At 66.4% G+C, this 16,779-nt stretch carries 12 protein-coding genes; 7 read left to right on the top strand and 5 right to left on the bottom strand.

Annotated features, from left to right (window positions below):
* Window positions 1–86: 86 nt before the first annotated feature.
* The 5 genes from G3N96_RS02485 (at window position 87) to G3N96_RS02465 (ending at window position 5,391) form a co-directional block, all read left to right on the top strand.
* Complete coding sequence (locus tag G3N96_RS02485; RefSeq protein WP_124579332.1) at window positions 87–1,661, top strand: Na+/H+ antiporter; 1,575 nt, start codon at window positions 87–89, stop codon at window positions 1,659–1,661.
* Window positions 1,662–1,785: 124 nt separating this feature from the next.
* A complete protein-coding gene (locus G3N96_RS02480; RefSeq protein WP_206136122.1) occupies window positions 1,786–2,433 on the top strand; it encodes a paraquat-inducible protein A in 648 nt (215 codons plus the stop codon).
* A complete protein-coding gene (locus G3N96_RS02475) occupies window positions 2,430–3,077 on the top strand; it encodes a paraquat-inducible protein A (RefSeq protein ID WP_124579336.1) in 648 nt (215 codons plus the stop codon). The genes G3N96_RS02480 and G3N96_RS02475 overlap by 4 nt, the downstream gene beginning before the upstream one ends.
* Entirely contained in the window at window positions 3,074–4,744 is a 1,671-nt protein-coding gene (locus G3N96_RS02470) for an MlaD family protein (RefSeq protein ID WP_206136121.1), read from the top strand. The genes G3N96_RS02475 and G3N96_RS02470 overlap by 4 nt, the downstream gene beginning before the upstream one ends.
* Window positions 4,741–5,391 carry a PqiC family protein gene (locus G3N96_RS02465; RefSeq protein WP_206136120.1) on the top strand — a complete coding sequence of 217 codons (651 nt, stop codon included), beginning with the start codon at window positions 4,741–4,743 and terminating at the stop codon, window positions 5,389–5,391. Before G3N96_RS02470 ends, G3N96_RS02465 begins: the two co-directional genes overlap by 4 nt.
* Window positions 5,392–5,486: 95 nt before the next feature.
* Here the strand turns inward: G3N96_RS02465 and G3N96_RS02460 are convergent, their stop codons facing one another.
* Together G3N96_RS02460 and G3N96_RS02455 are read right to left on the bottom strand one after the other, a co-directional pair.
* Window positions 5,487–6,560, bottom strand: a complete 1,074-nt coding sequence (locus tag G3N96_RS02460; RefSeq protein ID WP_206136138.1) for an AraC family transcriptional regulator — start codon at window positions 6,558–6,560, stop codon at window positions 5,487–5,489.
* Window positions 6,561–6,627: 67 nt separating this feature from the next.
* Entirely contained in the window at window positions 6,628–8,262 is a 1,635-nt protein-coding gene (locus G3N96_RS02455) for an AMP-binding protein (protein ID WP_206136119.1), read from the bottom strand.
* A gap of 367 nt (window positions 8,263–8,629) precedes the next feature.
* Between G3N96_RS02455 and G3N96_RS02450 the strand changes: the two genes are divergently transcribed.
* Window positions 8,630–9,730: an AraC family transcriptional regulator gene (locus G3N96_RS02450; protein WP_206136118.1), complete on the top strand. Its 1,101-nt coding sequence runs from the start codon at window positions 8,630–8,632 to the stop codon at window positions 9,728–9,730.
* 24 nt (window positions 9,731–9,754) lie between these two features.
* Here G3N96_RS02450 and G3N96_RS02445 read toward each other — a convergent pair whose 3' ends face one another.
* The 3 genes from G3N96_RS02445 to G3N96_RS02435 all read right to left on the bottom strand — a co-directional run bounded on the left by G3N96_RS02445 (window position 9,755) and on the right by G3N96_RS02435 (window position 12,996).
* Window positions 9,755–11,260, bottom strand: a complete 1,506-nt coding sequence (locus G3N96_RS02445) for a HAMP domain-containing sensor histidine kinase (RefSeq protein ID WP_206136117.1) — start codon at window positions 11,258–11,260, stop codon at window positions 9,755–9,757.
* Window positions 11,260–11,979 carry a response regulator transcription factor gene (locus tag G3N96_RS02440; protein ID WP_039353478.1) on the bottom strand — a complete coding sequence of 240 codons (720 nt, stop codon included), beginning with the start codon at window positions 11,977–11,979 and terminating at the stop codon, window positions 11,260–11,262. The genes G3N96_RS02445 and G3N96_RS02440 overlap by 1 nt, the downstream gene beginning before the upstream one ends.
* Before the next feature lie 459 nt (window positions 11,980–12,438).
* Window positions 12,439–12,996 (bottom strand): TetR/AcrR family transcriptional regulator, encoded by a 558-nt coding sequence (locus G3N96_RS02435; protein ID WP_241022432.1) that lies wholly within the window; start codon window positions 12,994–12,996, stop codon window positions 12,439–12,441.
* Window positions 12,997–13,159: 163 nt separating this feature from the next.
* On the opposite strand from G3N96_RS02435, the gene G3N96_RS02430 reads away from it, so the two are divergent.
* Window positions 13,160–16,351: a cytochrome P450 gene (locus G3N96_RS02430; RefSeq protein ID WP_206136116.1), complete on the top strand. Its 3,192-nt coding sequence runs from the start codon at window positions 13,160–13,162 to the stop codon at window positions 16,349–16,351.
* Window positions 16,352–16,779: the final 428 nt, after the last annotated feature.

The raw sequence follows: 16,779 nt of genomic DNA, 5'->3' as shown, positions 1-16,779 counted from the left end.
CCGCTCAGTGCGCCTTCCATCCGGCGGAAGCGCTCATGGGCCACTCGCCACCGAAGCGCTGAAGCGCCGACTACAGAACCCTCACCATGGCCATTTTCGAATTGATGATCGCGCTGCTCCTGGCGATCCTTGTCTTGCACTACGTCGGGCACAAGCTCGGGCTGCCCCCGGCCGTCGCCCTGATCATCGGCGGCGGCTTCATCGCCTTTCTGCCCGGCCTGCCCGAGGTGCATATCGATCCGGAACTGGTGCTGGTGATTTTCCTGCCCCCGTTGCTGATGGACAGCGCCCTTGGCATTTCACTCGACCATCTGCGCCGGCACATGCTGGGCGTCGGCGCGTTGGCGATCGGGGCGGTGCTCTTCACCACGACCGTGGTGGCCCTCGTCGCGCACTGGCTCGTGCCCGCCCTGCCCTGGGCGGCCTGCGCGGCCCTGGGCGCGCTGGTCGCGCCGCCGGATGCGGTGTCGGCCCGCGCAGCGCTGCAGCAGGTGAAACTGCCGCGCCGCCTCCTGATCCTCCTGGAGGGCGAGAGCCTGTTCAACGACGCAACGGGCCTCGTGCTGTTCCGCTTCGCGGTGGCCGCGGGCGTGACGGGCCTGTTCAGTCCGGCCGAAGCCCTCGGCAGCTTCGCACTGCTGGCGCTGGGCGGCGCACTGGTCGGCGCGTTCGTGGGGGGCGCCTGGGTCATCCTGATGCGCCATCTCGACGAAGACAGCCTGGTCATCGCCGCCGGCCCGCTGTGTGCGTGGGGCTCCTATCTGCTGGCCGAGCGCTTCCACGTGTCGGGGGTGATCGCCACGGTGACGACGGGCCTCATCTGCGCCTGGTTCCAGCACCGCGTGCTCGGCGCGTCGGCACGCCTGTACGGTACCGGCTTCTGGTCCGTCACGATCTTCATTCTCGAGGCGTTCGTGTTCCTGATCATCGGATCCTCGCTGCATGAGTTGATCCAGCGGGGCGACGGGCTCGACTCGATGCTCGCGGAGATGGGCGTCCCGGTGCTGATCGTCGTGCTGGCCGTCATCCTCGCGCGGTTTGCGTGGGTGTATGTGTCGGACGGCGCGCTCGTCGTGCTGCGGAAGCTGGGCGTGACCCGCTTCCATCCGCTCGGGCTGGCCGATGCCACGGTATTGAGCTGGGCCGGAATGCGAGGGGTGATCACCCTGGCGCTCGCCGCCAGCCTGCCGGACAGTTTCCCGGGGCGCGATTTCATCCTCGTCACTGCCATCGCCGTCATCCTCGCCACCGTGCTGGTGCAGGGGCAATCGCTCGGCGCCGTGATCCGCTGGACCGGGCTCGCGGCGCCGGAAAGCGACAAGCCGCGCCTGAGCATGAGCGAGGCGCAGGCCGTGATCGCCAAGGTGCAGTACGAGTTGATGGCAAAACGGGCCTACGACGCGGCAGGCGAACTCGTTCACCCGATGCTCCTGGACATTCACCGGCACAAGGCCGAGGACATGGCCCGCTACGCGCGGCACGCCGACGAATACAAGCCCCACCTCGTTGCGCGTTCGGACACCGTGCTGGAATTGATCGCGGCGGGACGGGCCGAGCTCATGCGCCTCTACCGCGCCGGCGACATCGACGAGCACACGCTGCACGAACTGACGCGCGACCTCGATCTCGAGGAACTCCGCGCCATTTCCGCCAAGGCGTGAGCCGATCGCCATCGATGGAGACGCAACGCCTTCGAGCCCGTTGCGGCTCCATCATTTCTCCATCAAACCGCACCAAAGCGTCCATCGACGCCCGGCACACTGCGAAGCCCATCATCGAGAGCGCATGCGCGAGCAACACGCACCCATGGACACGTTTCCGGCCCTGATCGCCTGCGAGCATTGCGACAGCATCTACCGACGCCGCGCGCTGGCGCCGCACGAGGTCGCGCGTTGCCAGCGCTGTTCGGCCGTGCTGTTTCGCTCGAGCTGGCTCGATATCGACCGGTGGCTCGCGCTGGCGATCGGGGCAGGCGTGGTGTTTGCCATCGCCAACCTCTGCCCGATCATGCGGATCAGCGTGCAGGGGCTGCACAGCGAAGCCACGCTGTGGCAATCCGCGCTCGCGCTGGCCAAAGGCTACGCCGCGCCGATCGCGATTCCGACGGCGCTCGCCATCGTGGTGGTGCCGTTCCTGCAGATCGCCACGCTGATCTGGTTGCTGGCCTTCGCCCGTGCAGGGCGTCGCGCGCCCGCGTTCGGCCCGCTGATGCGGCTGCTCGTCGCGCTGCGGCCGTGGAGCATGATCGAGGTCGGATTGCTCGGCATCCTGATCGCCATCATCAAGCTGTCCAGCATCATGCAGATCGTTCCCGGCGCGGGCTTGTGGGCCACCGCCGTGCTGATGGTGCTGATCCCGCTGATCGCGGGCCACGATGCGCGCCGGCTGTGGGACTGGGTCGTGCCAGTGGAACCCGCCGGAGGCCGCTCGTGAGCCTGCCGGTGCGCGCCAGTCAGCTGGGCATGGTCGGGTGCCATGCGTGCGGCCTCGTCTGCCGGACCCGCGCGTGCGCCGCGCAGGATGCGCACGCGCATGCCGCCGAAGCGGCACGCTGCCCGCGCTGCGGGTCGGCGCTGCACGCGCGTCGCCCGGACAGCCTCGTGCGCGCGTGGGCGCTGCTGATCGCCAGCCTGATCCTCTATCTCCCCGCCAACCTGTTGCCGGTGATGCGCACCACGCTGCTCGGCAGCCACAGCGAATCGACGATTCTCAGCGGCGTCGTGGTGTTCTGGAAAGCCGGCTCGTACGGTATCGCGTCGGTGATCTTCATCGCGAGCGTCGTCGTGCCGTGCACGAAGTTTCTCGCGCTCGGCACGTTGCTCGTCACGACGGGCCGGCGCAGCGTGTCGGCCATGCGCGAGCGGGCCGTGCTGTATCGCGCGGTCGAGCTGGTCGGCTACTGGTCGATGCTCGACGTGCTGGTCGTCGCGATCATCTGTGCGCTGGTGAAGTTCGGTCCGCTGTCCGAGATCGAGCCGCGCGCCGGCATTTTGTTTTTCGGCATGGTCGTCATTCTCACGATGCTGTCAGCGATGAGTTTTGACCCACGCCTCATTTGGGACGCCGAAGAAGCATGAATCCTCCATCCGGCCCGCAAGGCCTCGAACCCCACGACCCGCCCGTGACGCGCAACCGCCTGCGGCTGTCGCTCGTCTGGCTCGTGCCGCTCGTCGCGGCATTGATCGGCCTGTCGATGGTGATCCACGCGTGGTTGTCCGTCGGACCGGAAATCACGATCACGTTCAACACCGCGCAAGGCCTCGAAGCCGGCAAGACGCCCGTCAAGTACAAGGACGTCGTGATCGGCACCGTGACCGCCATCTCGCTGAGCGACGACAGTTCGCATGTCGTCGCGACGGTGTCGTTCGTGAAGAATGCGCTCAACCTCATTCGCGACGACACGCGCTTCTGGGTCGTGCGGCCGCGCGTCGGCATGAGCGGCGTATCGGGCATCGATACGCTGTTCTCCGGCGCCTATATCGGCATGGACACGGGCGGCTCGACGCAATCGCGCAAGGCCTACACCGGGCTCGAGACGCCGCCCACCGTCATCAACGGCATGCCGGGGACGAGCTTCGCGCTGCGCGCCACCGATCTCGGCTCGCTCGATATCGGCTCGCCGGTCTATTACCGCCATTTGATGGTCGGCCACGTCGCGTCATACAAGCTCGACATGCAGCGCCGCGACATGAACCTGCAGGTGTTCATCGATGCGCCGTACGATCGGCTGGTGACGACCGATACGCGCTTCTGGAATGCGAGCGGGATGGATCTGTCGCTCGACGCGAACGGCCTGAAGCTGAAGACCCAGTCGGTCGCGACGATCGTGGGCGGCGGCATCGCGTTCGCGACGCCGGAAGACAGCGACGGGGCGGCGGCCCGTGCAAACCACCTGTTTACGCTCGCCGACAACGAAACGTCCGCGATGGCGGCCCCGGACGGCCCATCCCAACTCATTCGACTCCGTTTCGAGCAGCCGTTGCGCGGGCTCGCGGTCGGGGCGCCGGTGGAATTCTCCGGCGTCAACATGGGCAAGGTGGTGTCGACCCAGCTCGACTTCGACCGTGGCACCCGGCGCTTCCAGTCCATCGTCATGGTCAAGGTCTATCCGTATCGGCTCGGCCCCGTCATCGAGAAGCTGCAGAAGACCGAAGGCAACGGCAATCCGCGCGCGGCCCAGTTTCTCGCGGGCCTGGTCGAACATGGGCTCCGTGCGCAGGCGCGTACCGGCAACCTGCTGACGGAGCAGCTCTACATTTCGTTCGATTTCGTGAAGAACGCGCCGAAGGTGCCGTTCGATGCGAATGCCACGCCGCTGACCTTGCCCACCGTGCCGAGTACGTTCGACAAGCTGCCGGAGCAGCTCGCCGACATCGTCGACAAGATCAACAAGCTGCCGCTGGCGTCGATCGGCAAGCATGTCGATTCGAGCCTGACGAACCTGGACGCGACGCTCAGGCAGGTCAACGGCCAGTTGCTGCCGTCGACGACGCGCGCGCTCGACCAGGCGAACCAGACGTTCGGCGCGTTGCGCCAGGGCATCGCCGAGGACGGCCCGCTTCAGGAAAACCTCACGAGCACGCTGACCGAAGTCCAGCGTACCGCGCGCTCATTGCGCACGCTCACCGACATGCTGGGCCGCCGTCCCGACGCGCTGCTCCGGGGCACCGGCGCCGATCACGCGCCGATCGCGCCGGTCGCCCCTTCCACCTCGCCTGTCCAGCAGGAGCCACGACAACCATGAGCCTCCCGATTCGCGCCAGGACGATCGCCCTGGGCGCCGGCGCCGTCATCGCGCTGACCGCCTGCGCGTCGAACCCGGTGCATTACTACACCCTCGTCTCGCCGGCCCCGGCCGCGACGACAACGGCGACGTCGACCACCGCGCGCGCCGCCGCGCCGCTGGCGATCAACGTGTTGCCGGTCGGCATCCCCGCCCAGCTCGACCAGCAGCAGATGGTCGTGCGCAGCGGGACCGGCGCCGCGCGGATACTCGACAACGAACGCTGGGTCGCGCCGCTCGGCGACGAGCTGCGTGCGGCGCTTTCGTCGGCGCTCGTCGAGCAGCTGGGCGCGCGCAACGTCACCGGCCTGCCGCGTCCGTCGAACCAGACCGTCGTGAGCATCCGCACGCAGGTGCGCCGCTTCGATGCGTGGCCCGGGAGCATGGCCCAGTTCGAAGCGGATTGGGTCGTCGGCGTGCAGCAGGACACACCAGGCGCGCCGGGCACGCGCATTTCGTGCAGCACGCGGCTCAACGAAGCGGCACCCGGCGGCTACGCGGACATGGTGCGGGTGCAACAGCGCATGATCGAGCAGTTCGCCACGCGGATCGCGAGCACGGTGCGCAGCGTCGGCAACGGCCGCCCTGCCTGTCCCGCCGATTCGTAAGAACGTCCCGCCCAGGGGAGCCGTCCATGGGAGCGCGCGAAGGTATCGGGTTATGGGAACCGGCTACCTTGAAGCGATGCAAGACGCGTGACGCGTTACGCGCGCCGCCGGTAAGTGCCCGGCGTGCTCCCTGTCCAGTGCCGGAACGCGCGATGGAACGCGCTCGGATCGTCGAAGCCGATGTCGGCGCCGATCGCCGCGATCGTATCGGGCGTATCGGTCAGCCGCTGGATCGCGATGTCGCGCCGCAGTTCGTCCTTGAGCGCCTGGAACGTCGTCCCTTCGGCGGCCAGGTGGCGGCTCAGCGTGCGCACCGAGCAATGCAGGTGCTCGGCCGCCTGGTCGATCACCGGCAGGTCGGGCAATGCTTCCGACAGGTACTGCCGCACGCGATGGCACACGAGCTGTTCGCTGAACGATTCGAAGATCCAGTCGCCCGGTGCGCGCGCGAGGAACTTGCGCAGGTTGCGCTTGCTCTGCCGGATCGGCGCGTCGAGGTAGTCCGCGCTGAAGCGCATCAGCGTGCGCTCGCAGTCGAACTGCACGGCGCCGGTGAAGAAGTACAGGTGCTCGACCGCATGGCGCGGCCGCGGGCACGCGAACTCGATCTGCAGCAGCGGGATCTTCTGCCCGATCAGCCAGGAGCACACGCCGTGCACGAGCTTGAGCATCAGTTCCTGGCCGAGCGCGCCGATCGGGCCGATGGCGTCGTTCGGGCGCAGCACCGTCTGCGCGACGAGACCGTCGCGCTTCGATTCGACGAAGAAATCGTCGAGCAGGATATGGAAGAATTGCCCGAAACGATGCAGCGCCGTTTCGAGGTTGCGCGCATCGAGCAGGCTCAGGCACAGGTACTTCAGCGTGCCGCCGCGCAGCGGGCGCGAGAAGATGCCGGGCATCTCGTCGTCGAGTTCGATCGCGAGCGTGCGGTACAGCGTCGAGAACTGTTCCTCCGTCACGCGCGCATGCGGTTCGCCGAGCAGCTCGATCGGAATGCCGGCCCCGCACAGGTAGCGCTCGACCACGTCGCGCTGCACGGCCGCGCTCGCGAGGAAGCCGTTGACGAGCGAGATCGGCACCGTCGCGCTCGGCGACGGCAGCGCACGCCCGGGCGCGGGCCCGGGCTGGGCGGAAAGTGAATCTGAACCGGTCATCGCGTCCCCGTCGATCGAACCGCTCGCATTGTACTTGAGCGGCCCGCGCGGGGTCTTCCGGGCCGTCGGCGCGCCGACGCCATCAGTCGGTGCGGCTGAGTTCCCGGCGCAGGATCTTGCCGACGGTCGACTTCGGCAGCCGGTCGACGAAGCGAATCAGCTTCGGCACCTTGTAGGCCGCGAGGCTCTCGCGGCAATGCGCGACGAGTTGTTCCTCGGTCACGTCGGCGTCCTGCGCCAGCACCACGAAGAGCTTCACCGCCTCGCCCGTGCGCGCGTCCGGCACGCCGATGCACGCGCATTCGGCCACGCCCGGCACGGCGGTCGCGACCGCTTCCACCTCGTTCGGGTACACGTTGAAGCCCGACACGATGATCATGTCCTTCTTGCGGTCGACGATCCGCAGGAAACCGGCTTCGTCGAACACGCCGACGTCGCCGGTACGGAAATAGCCGTCGGCCGTGAACGCGGCCGCATTCGCGTCCGGTTTCTGCCAGTAGCCGCCCATCACCTGCGGCCCCTTCACGCAGATCTCGCCCGCGCCGCCGATCGCCACCTCGTTGTCCTGGTCGTCGAGCAGCTTCACGTCGGTCGACGGCAGCGGCAGGCCGGTGGTGCCCGTGAACGAGTCGATCGACTGCGGGTTGAACGACACGACCGGCGACGTTTCCGACAGCCCGTAGCCCTCGCGGATGAAGTTGCCCGTCACGGCCTTCCAGCGCGACGAGATCACGTCGATCACGGCCGCGCCGCCGCCGGCCGACAGCTTCAGCCGCGACCAGTCGACTTCCGTCAGGCGCGGATGGCCGGCGAGCCCCGCGTACAGCGTGTTCACGCCGACGAACACCGTCGGCCGCGCGGCCTTCAGCACGTCGATGAAGCCGTCCATGTCGCGCGGGTTCGCGATCAGCCAGTTCTGCGCGCCGATCGCGAAGTAGGACAGGAAGTTCACCGTCAGCGCGAAGATGTGATACATCGGGATCGCCGTGACGACGACCTCCTCGCCCGGCTCGCGCGCGGCCGGCACGATCGCGCCGAACTGCTCGATGTTCGCGACGAGGTTGCGGTGCGACAGCGCCGCGCCCTTCGACAGGCCGGTCGTGCCGCCCGTGTACTGCAGCAGCAGCAGGTCCTCGCCGCCCAGCGCAACCGGTTCGAGCGCGAGCGATTCGCCGGCGGCAATGGCGCGCGCGAGCGGGATTGAACCGGGCGGCAGCGCGTCGCATGTCCCGGCCGGCGCGTCGACGACGCCGAGATCGCCGCGCCCGACGCTCAGCACGGTGCGCACGCGCGTGCCGCCGACCACTTCGGCGAACGTGCCCATCGACCCGCCGCACACCAGCGCGACCTCGACGCCCGCGTCGTTGAGCTGATGCTCGAGCTCGCGCGCCGTGTAGAGCGGGTTCACGTTGACCTGGATCGCGCCGATCTTCGCGACCGCGACGAACGCGACCGCAAACGCGAGCACGTTGGGCAGCATCACGGCGACGCGATCGCCCTTGCGCACGCCCACGACCTGCTGCAGATAGGCGGCCAGCGCGGTCGACAGGCGGTCGACGTCGGCATAGGTCAGCGTGCGGCCATACGAGTGGAACGCCGGGCGATCGGCGAATCGGTGCATCGCGTCGTCCAGCAACGCGCTTACGGAAGGAAAGCGATCGGGATCGATCTCGGCGGGGATCGAGCCATATGACCCGGTCCAGTGTCTCTTCGTCATGTCTCACTCCACGGGGGACGGCGCGCCGGCCGCGCCGTTCGCACGACGGCCTGCACGCCGGAGAAGCGCGGACCATCGCCTGACCGGCGACTATCGCCCGCGCGGCGCACTTTGAAAATGATCCGGGCGGCCGAAAAGATGATCGAAACGGACAGGTGGGCCGCACCTGCCCAGATAACGTCGCCGGACACCGCCGACCTGGCCGGCCGGCACGCGCCAGGCCGGCTGCGGCGGCATGGGTGCCACCGAAGCCCGCTGCACGGGTCACACCCGCACGCGCATCAGGGTGAACCCTGTGGCGCAGGGGACCGATCCCGAGCAGAATTGCGTGCCGTCAACGATATCGATTCGGACGCAGGATGCTCCCATGCCGCGCAGTGCGCTCTTGACCCCGACGACCGCCCGCGCAGCCCGCCTGCCGGACGCCGAGCCGACCCACGCGTTGCGCCAGCAGCGCTTCACGCCGGCCAAGCTGGCCGTGCTGCTCGACGTGGCCGCGCAAGCCGGCCTCGACCCGGCCACGGTGCTCGACGGTACCGGCCTCACGCCGGCCGCCGTCGCGGACCCGTTCACGCTCACGTCGCCGCTGCAGTTCCTCACGGCCGCGCGCAATGCGATCGGCTGCTACGGCGGCACCGACCTCGGCGTGCGCGTCGGCCACCGGCTGCATGCGTCGAGCTACGGCATGTACGGCTACGCGATGCTGTGTTCGGAATCGCTCGCGCACGCGTTCGAATCCGCCGTCAAGTATCACCGGCTCGCGAACGGCATGCTCGCGATCCGCTGGGTCGAACAGGGCGACATCGTGTCGTGGCAGTTTCCCGACCGGCACGAAGTCGCGCTCCCCGACCTCGACGAGCCGCTGTACCGTTTCCTGATCGACATGCAGTTCGCGCTGCACGTGACGATCATCAAGGACGTGATGGGGGCGTGGTGCGTGCCGGCGCGCGCGCAGTTCGCGCGGCCGCAGCCGGCGCACGCGGCGCGGCTGGCCGATGCGCTCGAATGCCCGATCGCCTTCGACCAGCCGCATCACGTGCTCAGCTACCCGGCCGCGTGGCTCACGCGCGCGCCGCAGCTCGCGAATCCGATTACCGCCGCGCAGGTGTCGTCGCATTGCGCGAGCCTGCTCGACGAATTGCGCAGCCAGGCCGGTGTCACGCGGCGCGTGTACCAGGAACTCACGCGCACGCCCGGGCAGTTTCCGGACATCGACGCGATCGCGGCGATCCTGTGCATCACGTCGCGCACGCTGCGCCGCAAGCTCGAAGCCGAAGGCACGTCGTACAGCGAACTGCTGGCGAGCGTGCGCAAGGCGCTCGCGATCGACTATCTCAGCACGACCACGCTCAGCACCGAGGACATCGCATCGACGCTCGGCTTCAGCGACGCGGTGGGTTTCCGCCACGCGTTCAAACGCTGGACGGGGATGACGCCGAACGACGTGCGGCGCAAGCGCGGCGGTTGAACGCGGGCATTGCAGGGGCGACGATCAGCGCCCATCCTCGGCCGCGGGCGTGGCCACCGCCAGCGCGAACTCGAACACCGCCCCGCGCCCGGCCCGGTCGACCAGCCGGATATGGCTGCCGTTGAGCGCCAGCATCCGGTGCACGATCAGCAGCCCGAGCCCGCCGCTCGTCACCGCGCCGCCGCTCATCGGCCGCTGCGGCCGCTGGAACAACCCTTCGCGCCGCGCCGCCGGAATCCCTTCGCCGGTATCGGCCACGGTCACGAGCACGCGGTCGCCGCGCGGCTCCAGCGCGACCTCGACCTCGCCGTGCGCGGGCGTGTGCCGCAGCGCGTTGTCGAGCAGGTTGGTCAGCACGCGCTCGATCATCCCGAGATCGGCCGACACGACCGGCACCCGCGGCGGAATCCGCGCATGCAGCGCGACGCCGCGCGCCTGCGCGGTCAGCTCGAATTTCTGGAACACGTCCTGCACGAGATCGACGAGCGAGAACGGCTCGCGCTCGGCCTGCACGCCGCCCGATTCGAGCCGCGCGAGCTCGAACAGCGCCTGCGCGAGCCGGCCGACCTTCGCGCTCTGCGCGAGCGCGATCGACAGGTAGCGCCGCCGTTCGTTCTCGGCGAGCGTGTCCGACTTCAGCGACAGCGTCTCCAGGTAGCCGTGCAGCGACGTGAGCGGCGTGCGCAGGTCGTGCGAGATGTTCGTGATCAGCTCGCGCCGCTGCTGGTCCTGGTGCGTCAGCGCGCGCCACTGGTCGCCGATCCGGTCGGCCATCTGCGCGAACGCGGATTCGAGCACGACGATGTCGTCGCCGCGCCGGCCCGGCCGCGAGCGCGGCACCGGCGGCTGTGTGTCGGGCGTACCGTTCGCGTCGAAGCGGCGCATCGCGTCCGTCAGCCGGCGCAGCGGACGCGTGATGAAGCTGAAAGCGGTGAGACCCGCGAGCAGGCCGAGCAGCGCGACCAGCGCCATCGACCACAGCGTCGTGCGCAGCACATTGCCGGCGTCGACGCGCGCGGCCAGCTGGTCGTGCGCCTCGCCGAGCAGCACCACGTAGATGTAGCCCGACGGCGGCTGGCCCGCCAGCTGCAGCGGCGCGGCGCTGAACACCTTGCGCGCATCGGGGCTGCGCGGGTCGTCGCCGAGGATCGGCAGCGGCTCGCCCGCGATGAAGCGCTGCACGGGCGCGAGATCGACGCGCTCGCGCTTCACGTGGCCGGGCGGCGCATCGTCGCCCTTGATCCGCCCCGCGTTGTCGAGCAGATAGACCTCGACGCTCGGGTTCACGCCCATCAACTGCCCGAACAGCGTGCGCACGGCGTCCGGGCGCAGCCCGTTCGCGTCCATCAGCGGCGCGCTGTGGGTCACGCTGTTGACGATGTTGGCGGCCAGGTCGCGCGACAGCCCCTGCACGACTTCCTGCTCGCGCATGTCGTTCGCGCGGATCTGCAGCCACGCGGACGCGCCCGAGCACGCAAGCAGCAGCACCGAGAACACGAGCGACAGCCGCTGGGTGAGGGTGAGCTTCATCATGCGTCCCGCTGGCCCGGTGCGGCGAGCTTGTAGCCGCGGCCCCACACGGTGAGGATCCGCACGGGCTCGGCCGGATCGGCCTCGATCTTCGCGCGCAGCCGGTTGATGTGGGTGTTGACCGTGTGCTCGTAGCCTTCGTGCTGGTAGCCCCACACGGCATTGAGCAGGTCCATCCGCGAGAACACCTTGCCCGGGTGCCGCGCGAAGAAATACAGCAGGTCGAATTCGCGCGGCGTGAGGTCGATGCGCGCGCCGTCCACGCTCGCCTCGCGCGCGATCGGGTCGATCGCCAGCCCCGCGACGTCGAGCGTGCCCGCGTCGATCCGCGAATCGCGCGCGAGCGCATCGACGCGCCGCAGCAGCGCCTTCACGCGGGCAACGAGTTCGAGCACCGAGAACGGCTTGGCCAGATAGTCGTCGGCGCCGAGCTCGAGGCCGAGGATCCGGTGCACCTCGCTCGAACGCGCACTGGTGATGATGATCGGCGTGTAGCGCGTCATCGCGCGCGCGCGCCGGCAGATCTCGAGGCCGTCGACGCCCGGCAGCATCAGGTCGAGGATCAGCGCATCCCAGCCGCCCTGCTCGAGCAGGCGCAGCCCCTCGGCGCCGTCCGCGCTGTGCACGACCTCGTAGCGCTCGTCGCGCAGGTGCAGGCTCAGTACATCGGCGATATCGGCGTCGTCCTCGACGATCAGGATGCGTTTCGGTTGGTCCATGGCGCTGGGCGGCGGCACGTCGGTGCCGGGTATCGGTTCGGGCCCGGTCCGGCTGGCCGGATGCGCGGGGGCGAATCGCGGCAACGGCCGCGCTGCCGCCATTGTGCAAAATTTTGCCGGCGGAAGTGGTCACATTTTATTTAACTTTGGCCGGTGCGCGTGCCGGGAGTCGATGCCGGAACGGCGCTCCGACCGTCCCCTTCGATGGCGATTGAAGAGAATGCAGAAGCAGTGCTATCAACCTCCGTATCCAGCGCGCACACAACAAGCACTACAAACTACTTTTCGACGTGAAGACCACACCGACCGAGCTTCGCGATCACCCGCATCGGTCAATACCTGCCGGTTGGTGATGCGGCCGAAGATGCCATTCCTGCGCAACGCGTTCGGTGCGAGTCGATTCGGCACACGGGCGGCGCATGTCGATCCACCCGCCCGCTTCCCGCGCTTCCCCTCTCGTTACTCCGAATCCGCCTGCGCGAACCCGAGCGTCAGCCCGAACGCATCGAGGATCGTCGCCGCGGTGCGGGCCATGCGCTTCGCCATGGCCTCCGGCGTTTCGCGCATGGCGCCCTGGCGAAGCCAGTGCACCGCCGTCCAGACCAATCCCCCGCCGAGCACCGTCAGGCAATCCTGCTCTGCTTCCGTACGGACGCCTTCATAAGGCGGAAGAATCCGGCCGGAAACGAATGTCACCAGTTCATCGAAAAACGCCGATGTCGCCGCGTCGTTGAATACGGTCAGATAGAAAGCCTGATGCGCATGCAGATGCTCGAGAATCAGCGCGGTTTCCACCTCCATTGACCTGATGAACGTGGCATTCGGCGGGTTGATCAGCTTGCCCTGCTCCTCGACGAACGCAAACGCGTCGTCGAGCCTCACCAGCGCTGCCCGCTGGGCGGCCGACTGAAGGTCGGGAAAGTGCTGATAGAAGGTGGGACGCGCGACACCCGCGCGCTGCACCAGCTGAGCAATGCTGAGCGTGTTCAGCGGCGCGTCGTCGAGCAGTTCGGTCATGGCGCGAACGAGCGCGTCGTAACTCCGTTGAAAGCGAGGGTCGGCGGTATTAGGGCTTACATCAGGTGGCATAAAAAGCTCTGGACACGTGGTTTTGTCTATTTTACATTCGTTCAATAGATTGAGATGTGATGCGTCGACATACCTCTGAAAGGCTATTGAAATGAAATCCTCATCCCTCGTCCCCCAGCCGCCCCTGAAACCCGTCATCGGTCATCTGATGGAGGTCCTCGGGCCGTCGCCACTTGCCAAGATGATGGATCTCGCGCGCAAGTACGGGCCGGTCTACTGGTTCGAGGTGTTCGGGCAAGGTTACTACGTTGTCAGCGGGCAAACACTGGTGAATGAGGTGTGCGACGAAAGCCGATTTCAGAAGTGCGTGCACCAGTCGCTGCTCGAACTCAGACCGGCGATCGGCGACGGGTTATTTACGGCATTCGGGGACGAACCGAACTGGGCCAAGGCGCATCGTGTACTGATGCAGGCGTTCGGCCCGCTCAGTATCTGGTCGATGTTCGACAAGATGGTCGACATCGCCGACCAGATGTTTCTCCATTGGGAGCGGTTCGGCCCGGAGACGCCGGTCGACGTGTCCGATCACATGACGCGACTGACGCTCGATACGATTGCCCTGTGTGCGTTTGATTGTCGTTTCAACAGCTTCTACCGTGAAGATCAGCATCCGTTTGTCGATGCCATGGTCAACACTCTCAGCGAGGCGGGAAAGCGCGAATTGCGACCCAAACTGGTGTCGAAGCTGATGGTCAATCGCAGTCGAAAGTTCGACGCGGACATCGCAGTCATGCGATCGCTCGCGATCAAAATGATCGAAGACCGGCGCAAGCACCCGCACGTCAACGAAGCGTCGATGGACCTGCTCGATCGAATGCTGAACGGCGTCGATCCGGTGACGGGAGAAAAACTCGATGACGAGAACATCGTCTTCCAGATGATTACCTTTCTCATCGCCGGACATGAAACGACCAGCGGGCTCCTGTCCTTCGCCACCTATTTCCTCCTCAAGAACCCGGACATCCTGCAAAAAGCACGGGACATGGTCGACGAGGTGGTGGGCAGCGAGACCCCGCGGATCGAGCATCTCGCACGACTGCGTTACATCGAACACATCCTCATGGAGACGTTGCGAATCTGGCCGACCGCGCCGGCATTCGCCGTGAAACCGCTCGCCGACACCACGTTCGGCGGGAAATATGCCGTTTCTCCCGATGACATCATCATGATCCTGACGCCCATGTTGCATCGGGATGTGAGCGTCTGGGGCGAGGACGTCGAGGCGTTCCGCCCGGAGCGATTTGCCCCGGAGCATGCGGAGCAACTCCCGCCCAATTCATGGAAGCCCTTCGGCAATGGGGCCCGTGCCTGTATCGGCCGCCCTTTTGCGATGCAGGAAGCGCATCTCGTCCTGATCATGCTGCTCCAGCGATTCGATTTCTCTTTCGCCGATCCGGACTACGAGCTGGACGTCGCCGAAACGCTTACGCTGAAGCCGACCGGTTTCCGGGTGAACGTGAAACCGCGGGCCCGAGGCACGCTCAAAGTGCCCGATACGGCCGTTCACGCCCGCTCGAGCGCTCGAGGCCCGAGCGTCGCCCCGGTTCAGTCGATCCCGTCCGGCGAAGACGTGTCGACCATGCTCGTCCTCTTCGGGGGAAATACGGGTTCCGCCGAATCCTTCGCACGACGCATTGCAGGGGATGCGAGTCGTCACGGGTTTCACGCGACGTGCGCTCCGCTCGACGACTTCGCCGGAAAACTCGATGGATATCCGGCCATCGTGATCGTCACCGCTTCCTATGAAGGACAGCCGCCGGACAACGCCCGATCATTTGTCCCGTATGTCGAGGCACTCGGCGAAGGCGCGCTGGACGGTGTCCATTTTTCGGTGCTCGGGTGCGGCAACAAACAATGGGCACGGACCTACCAGGCGATTCCCAAGCGAGTCGATGAAGCGCTCGAGAAGGCCGGCGCCACGAGAGTGCACTTCCGGGGCGAGCTCGATTCCGGTGGCGACTTCTTTGGTGAATTCGACCGTTGGTACACCGAAATGTGGAGTCGCTTTGCAATCAGCGCCGGGAAGGAAATCTCGACCGTGCAGCATGGCGATACCGCGCTGAAAGTCAGTTTCGCCGAGAATACCCGTGAAAAATTGCTGAACTTCGGCGACATGGCGCATGCGTCCATCGTCGACAACAGGGAACTGGTCGATATCAGCGTGGCCGGCAGCCGCTCCAAAAAGCATATCGAACTGAAACTGCCGGAAGCGATGACGTATCGATCGGGAGATTACCTGGCCGTTCTGCCGCGCAACTCGAAAAACAACGTCGATCGCGTCTTGCGCCGGTTTCGCGTGAGCTGGGACACGCAGGTGGTGATTGAAGGCACGTCTAGCAATCCGCGCCTTCCGCTCGGCCAGCCCATCAGTTGCGGTGACCTGTTCTCGAGCTATGTCGAACTCGCCGTTCCCGCCACCCGATCACACGTCGCCTCCCTGGCCGCCGCCACGCGTTGCCCTCCCGAGAAGGTCGAGCTCGAGCGCCTGAGCGCCGACGATTTCGAAGGCGAGATCCTGGGAAAACGGACAACCGTCATGGATCTGCTCGAACGCTTCGGATCCGTCGATCTGCCGCTCGACAAGTTCCTCGATATGCTGCCCGCGCTGAAAGCACGCCAGTATTCGATCTCGTCTTCCCCGCTCTGGAAAGCAGACCATGTCACGCTGACGGTAGCCGTGGTCGATGCACCGGCGCTCTCCGGCAATGGTCGCCATGAAGGGGTGGCGTCGTCGTATCTCGCGCGACTCGACACCGGGGACAGCCTGTCCGTTGCAGTCAGGCCATCGAACGCACACTTTCGCCCCCCCGCCGAAACCGGTCTTCCGATGATCCTGATCTGCGCCGGTTCCGGTATCGCCCCATTCCGCGGCTTCTTGCAAGAGCGCGCACTGCAGCAACAGCAGGGGGCAAACGTCGGCAAGTCGTTGCTCTTCTTCGGTATCGATGATCCCGACGTCGACTTTCTTTATCGCGACGAACTCGACGAATGGGCACGACGCGGTGTGGTCGAAGTGATGCCCGCTTACTCGAACCGCCCGGAGGAAGGTGCCCGGTTCGTTCAAGACAAAGTCTGGCTGGAGCGCGAGAAGATCGCCGCATTGTTTGCGCAAGGCGCCACCGTCTTCGTCTGCGGGGATGGAAAGAATATGGCGCCTGCCGTACGCGCCACGCTTGCCCGCATTTATCAGGAGGCGACGGGAGCGAACGATGAAAGCGCCAGCGCGTGGATCGACACGATGGAGCGGGAGCATGGCAGATATGTTGCCGACGTGTTTGCATGACGGTGACGGGATCCTGCCACGTCCGGTTGCGGCAGACAGCTGACCTGCCCCGCCGCCGCTTGCCGGAACGGATGCGACACGTGCTTCGATCCCGGCCTGCGCTCCGTTTTCCTTGCGTCCTTCACCCTGGTTCCGGTCGGAACTCGACCGGAACCAGGGATTGATCACACACCGCATGACTGCGTCGAATCGACCCCACGTCTTTCAATGACGGCACGCTTCGGAAAGCAACGGGTTAACCACGATCGACCGTCGATGAACATCATGCTAACTTCATCGGCCACATGACTTGGTCATTTGATCAACATTGGTATGGATATGCCGTCCCCTGGAAACCACGCGAATCGCTCCATGCATGCCGCCTCCGGATATGCGTGATCGATCACCCCGATGTCGTGGCGGAATGGACGATGCCGATCACCCCATGA

It is taken from the genome of Burkholderia sp. Se-20373, assembly GCF_017104705.1.
Lineage (GTDB): Bacteria > Pseudomonadota > Gammaproteobacteria > Burkholderiales > Burkholderiaceae > Burkholderia.
The sequence above is the reverse complement of the archived record's forward strand: the minus strand, read 5'-3'. Positions and strand labels throughout refer to the sequence as shown.

Excerpts from the sequence above, each read along its gene's own strand:
- G3N96_RS02485 (WP_124579332.1), top strand. The coding sequence starts at position 87 with ATGGCCATTTTCGAATTGATGATCGCGCTGCTCCTGGCGATCCTTGTC.
- G3N96_RS02480 (WP_206136122.1), top strand. The coding sequence starts at position 1,786 with ATGCGCGAGCAACACGCACCCATGGACACGTTTCCGGCCCTGATCGCC.
- G3N96_RS02470 (WP_206136121.1), top strand. The coding sequence starts at position 3,074 with ATGAATCCTCCATCCGGCCCGCAAGGCCTCGAACCCCACGACCCGCCC.
- G3N96_RS02465 (WP_206136120.1), top strand. The coding sequence starts at position 4,741 with ATGAGCCTCCCGATTCGCGCCAGGACGATCGCCCTGGGCGCCGGCGCC.
- G3N96_RS02455 (WP_206136119.1), bottom strand. The coding sequence starts at position 8,262 with ATGACGAAGAGACACTGGACCGGGTCATATGGCTCGATCCCCGCCGAG.
- G3N96_RS02450 (WP_206136118.1), top strand. The coding sequence starts at position 8,630 with ATGCCGCGCAGTGCGCTCTTGACCCCGACGACCGCCCGCGCAGCCCGC.
- G3N96_RS02445 (WP_206136117.1), bottom strand. The coding sequence starts at position 11,260 with ATGAAGCTCACCCTCACCCAGCGGCTGTCGCTCGTGTTCTCGGTGCTG.
- G3N96_RS02440 (WP_039353478.1), bottom strand. The coding sequence starts at position 11,979 with ATGGACCAACCGAAACGCATCCTGATCGTCGAGGACGACGCCGATATC.
- G3N96_RS02435 (WP_241022432.1), bottom strand. The coding sequence starts at position 12,996 with ATGACCGAACTGCTCGACGACGCGCCGCTGAACACGCTCAGCATTGCT.
- G3N96_RS02430 (WP_206136116.1), top strand. The coding sequence starts at position 13,160 with ATGAAATCCTCATCCCTCGTCCCCCAGCCGCCCCTGAAACCCGTCATC.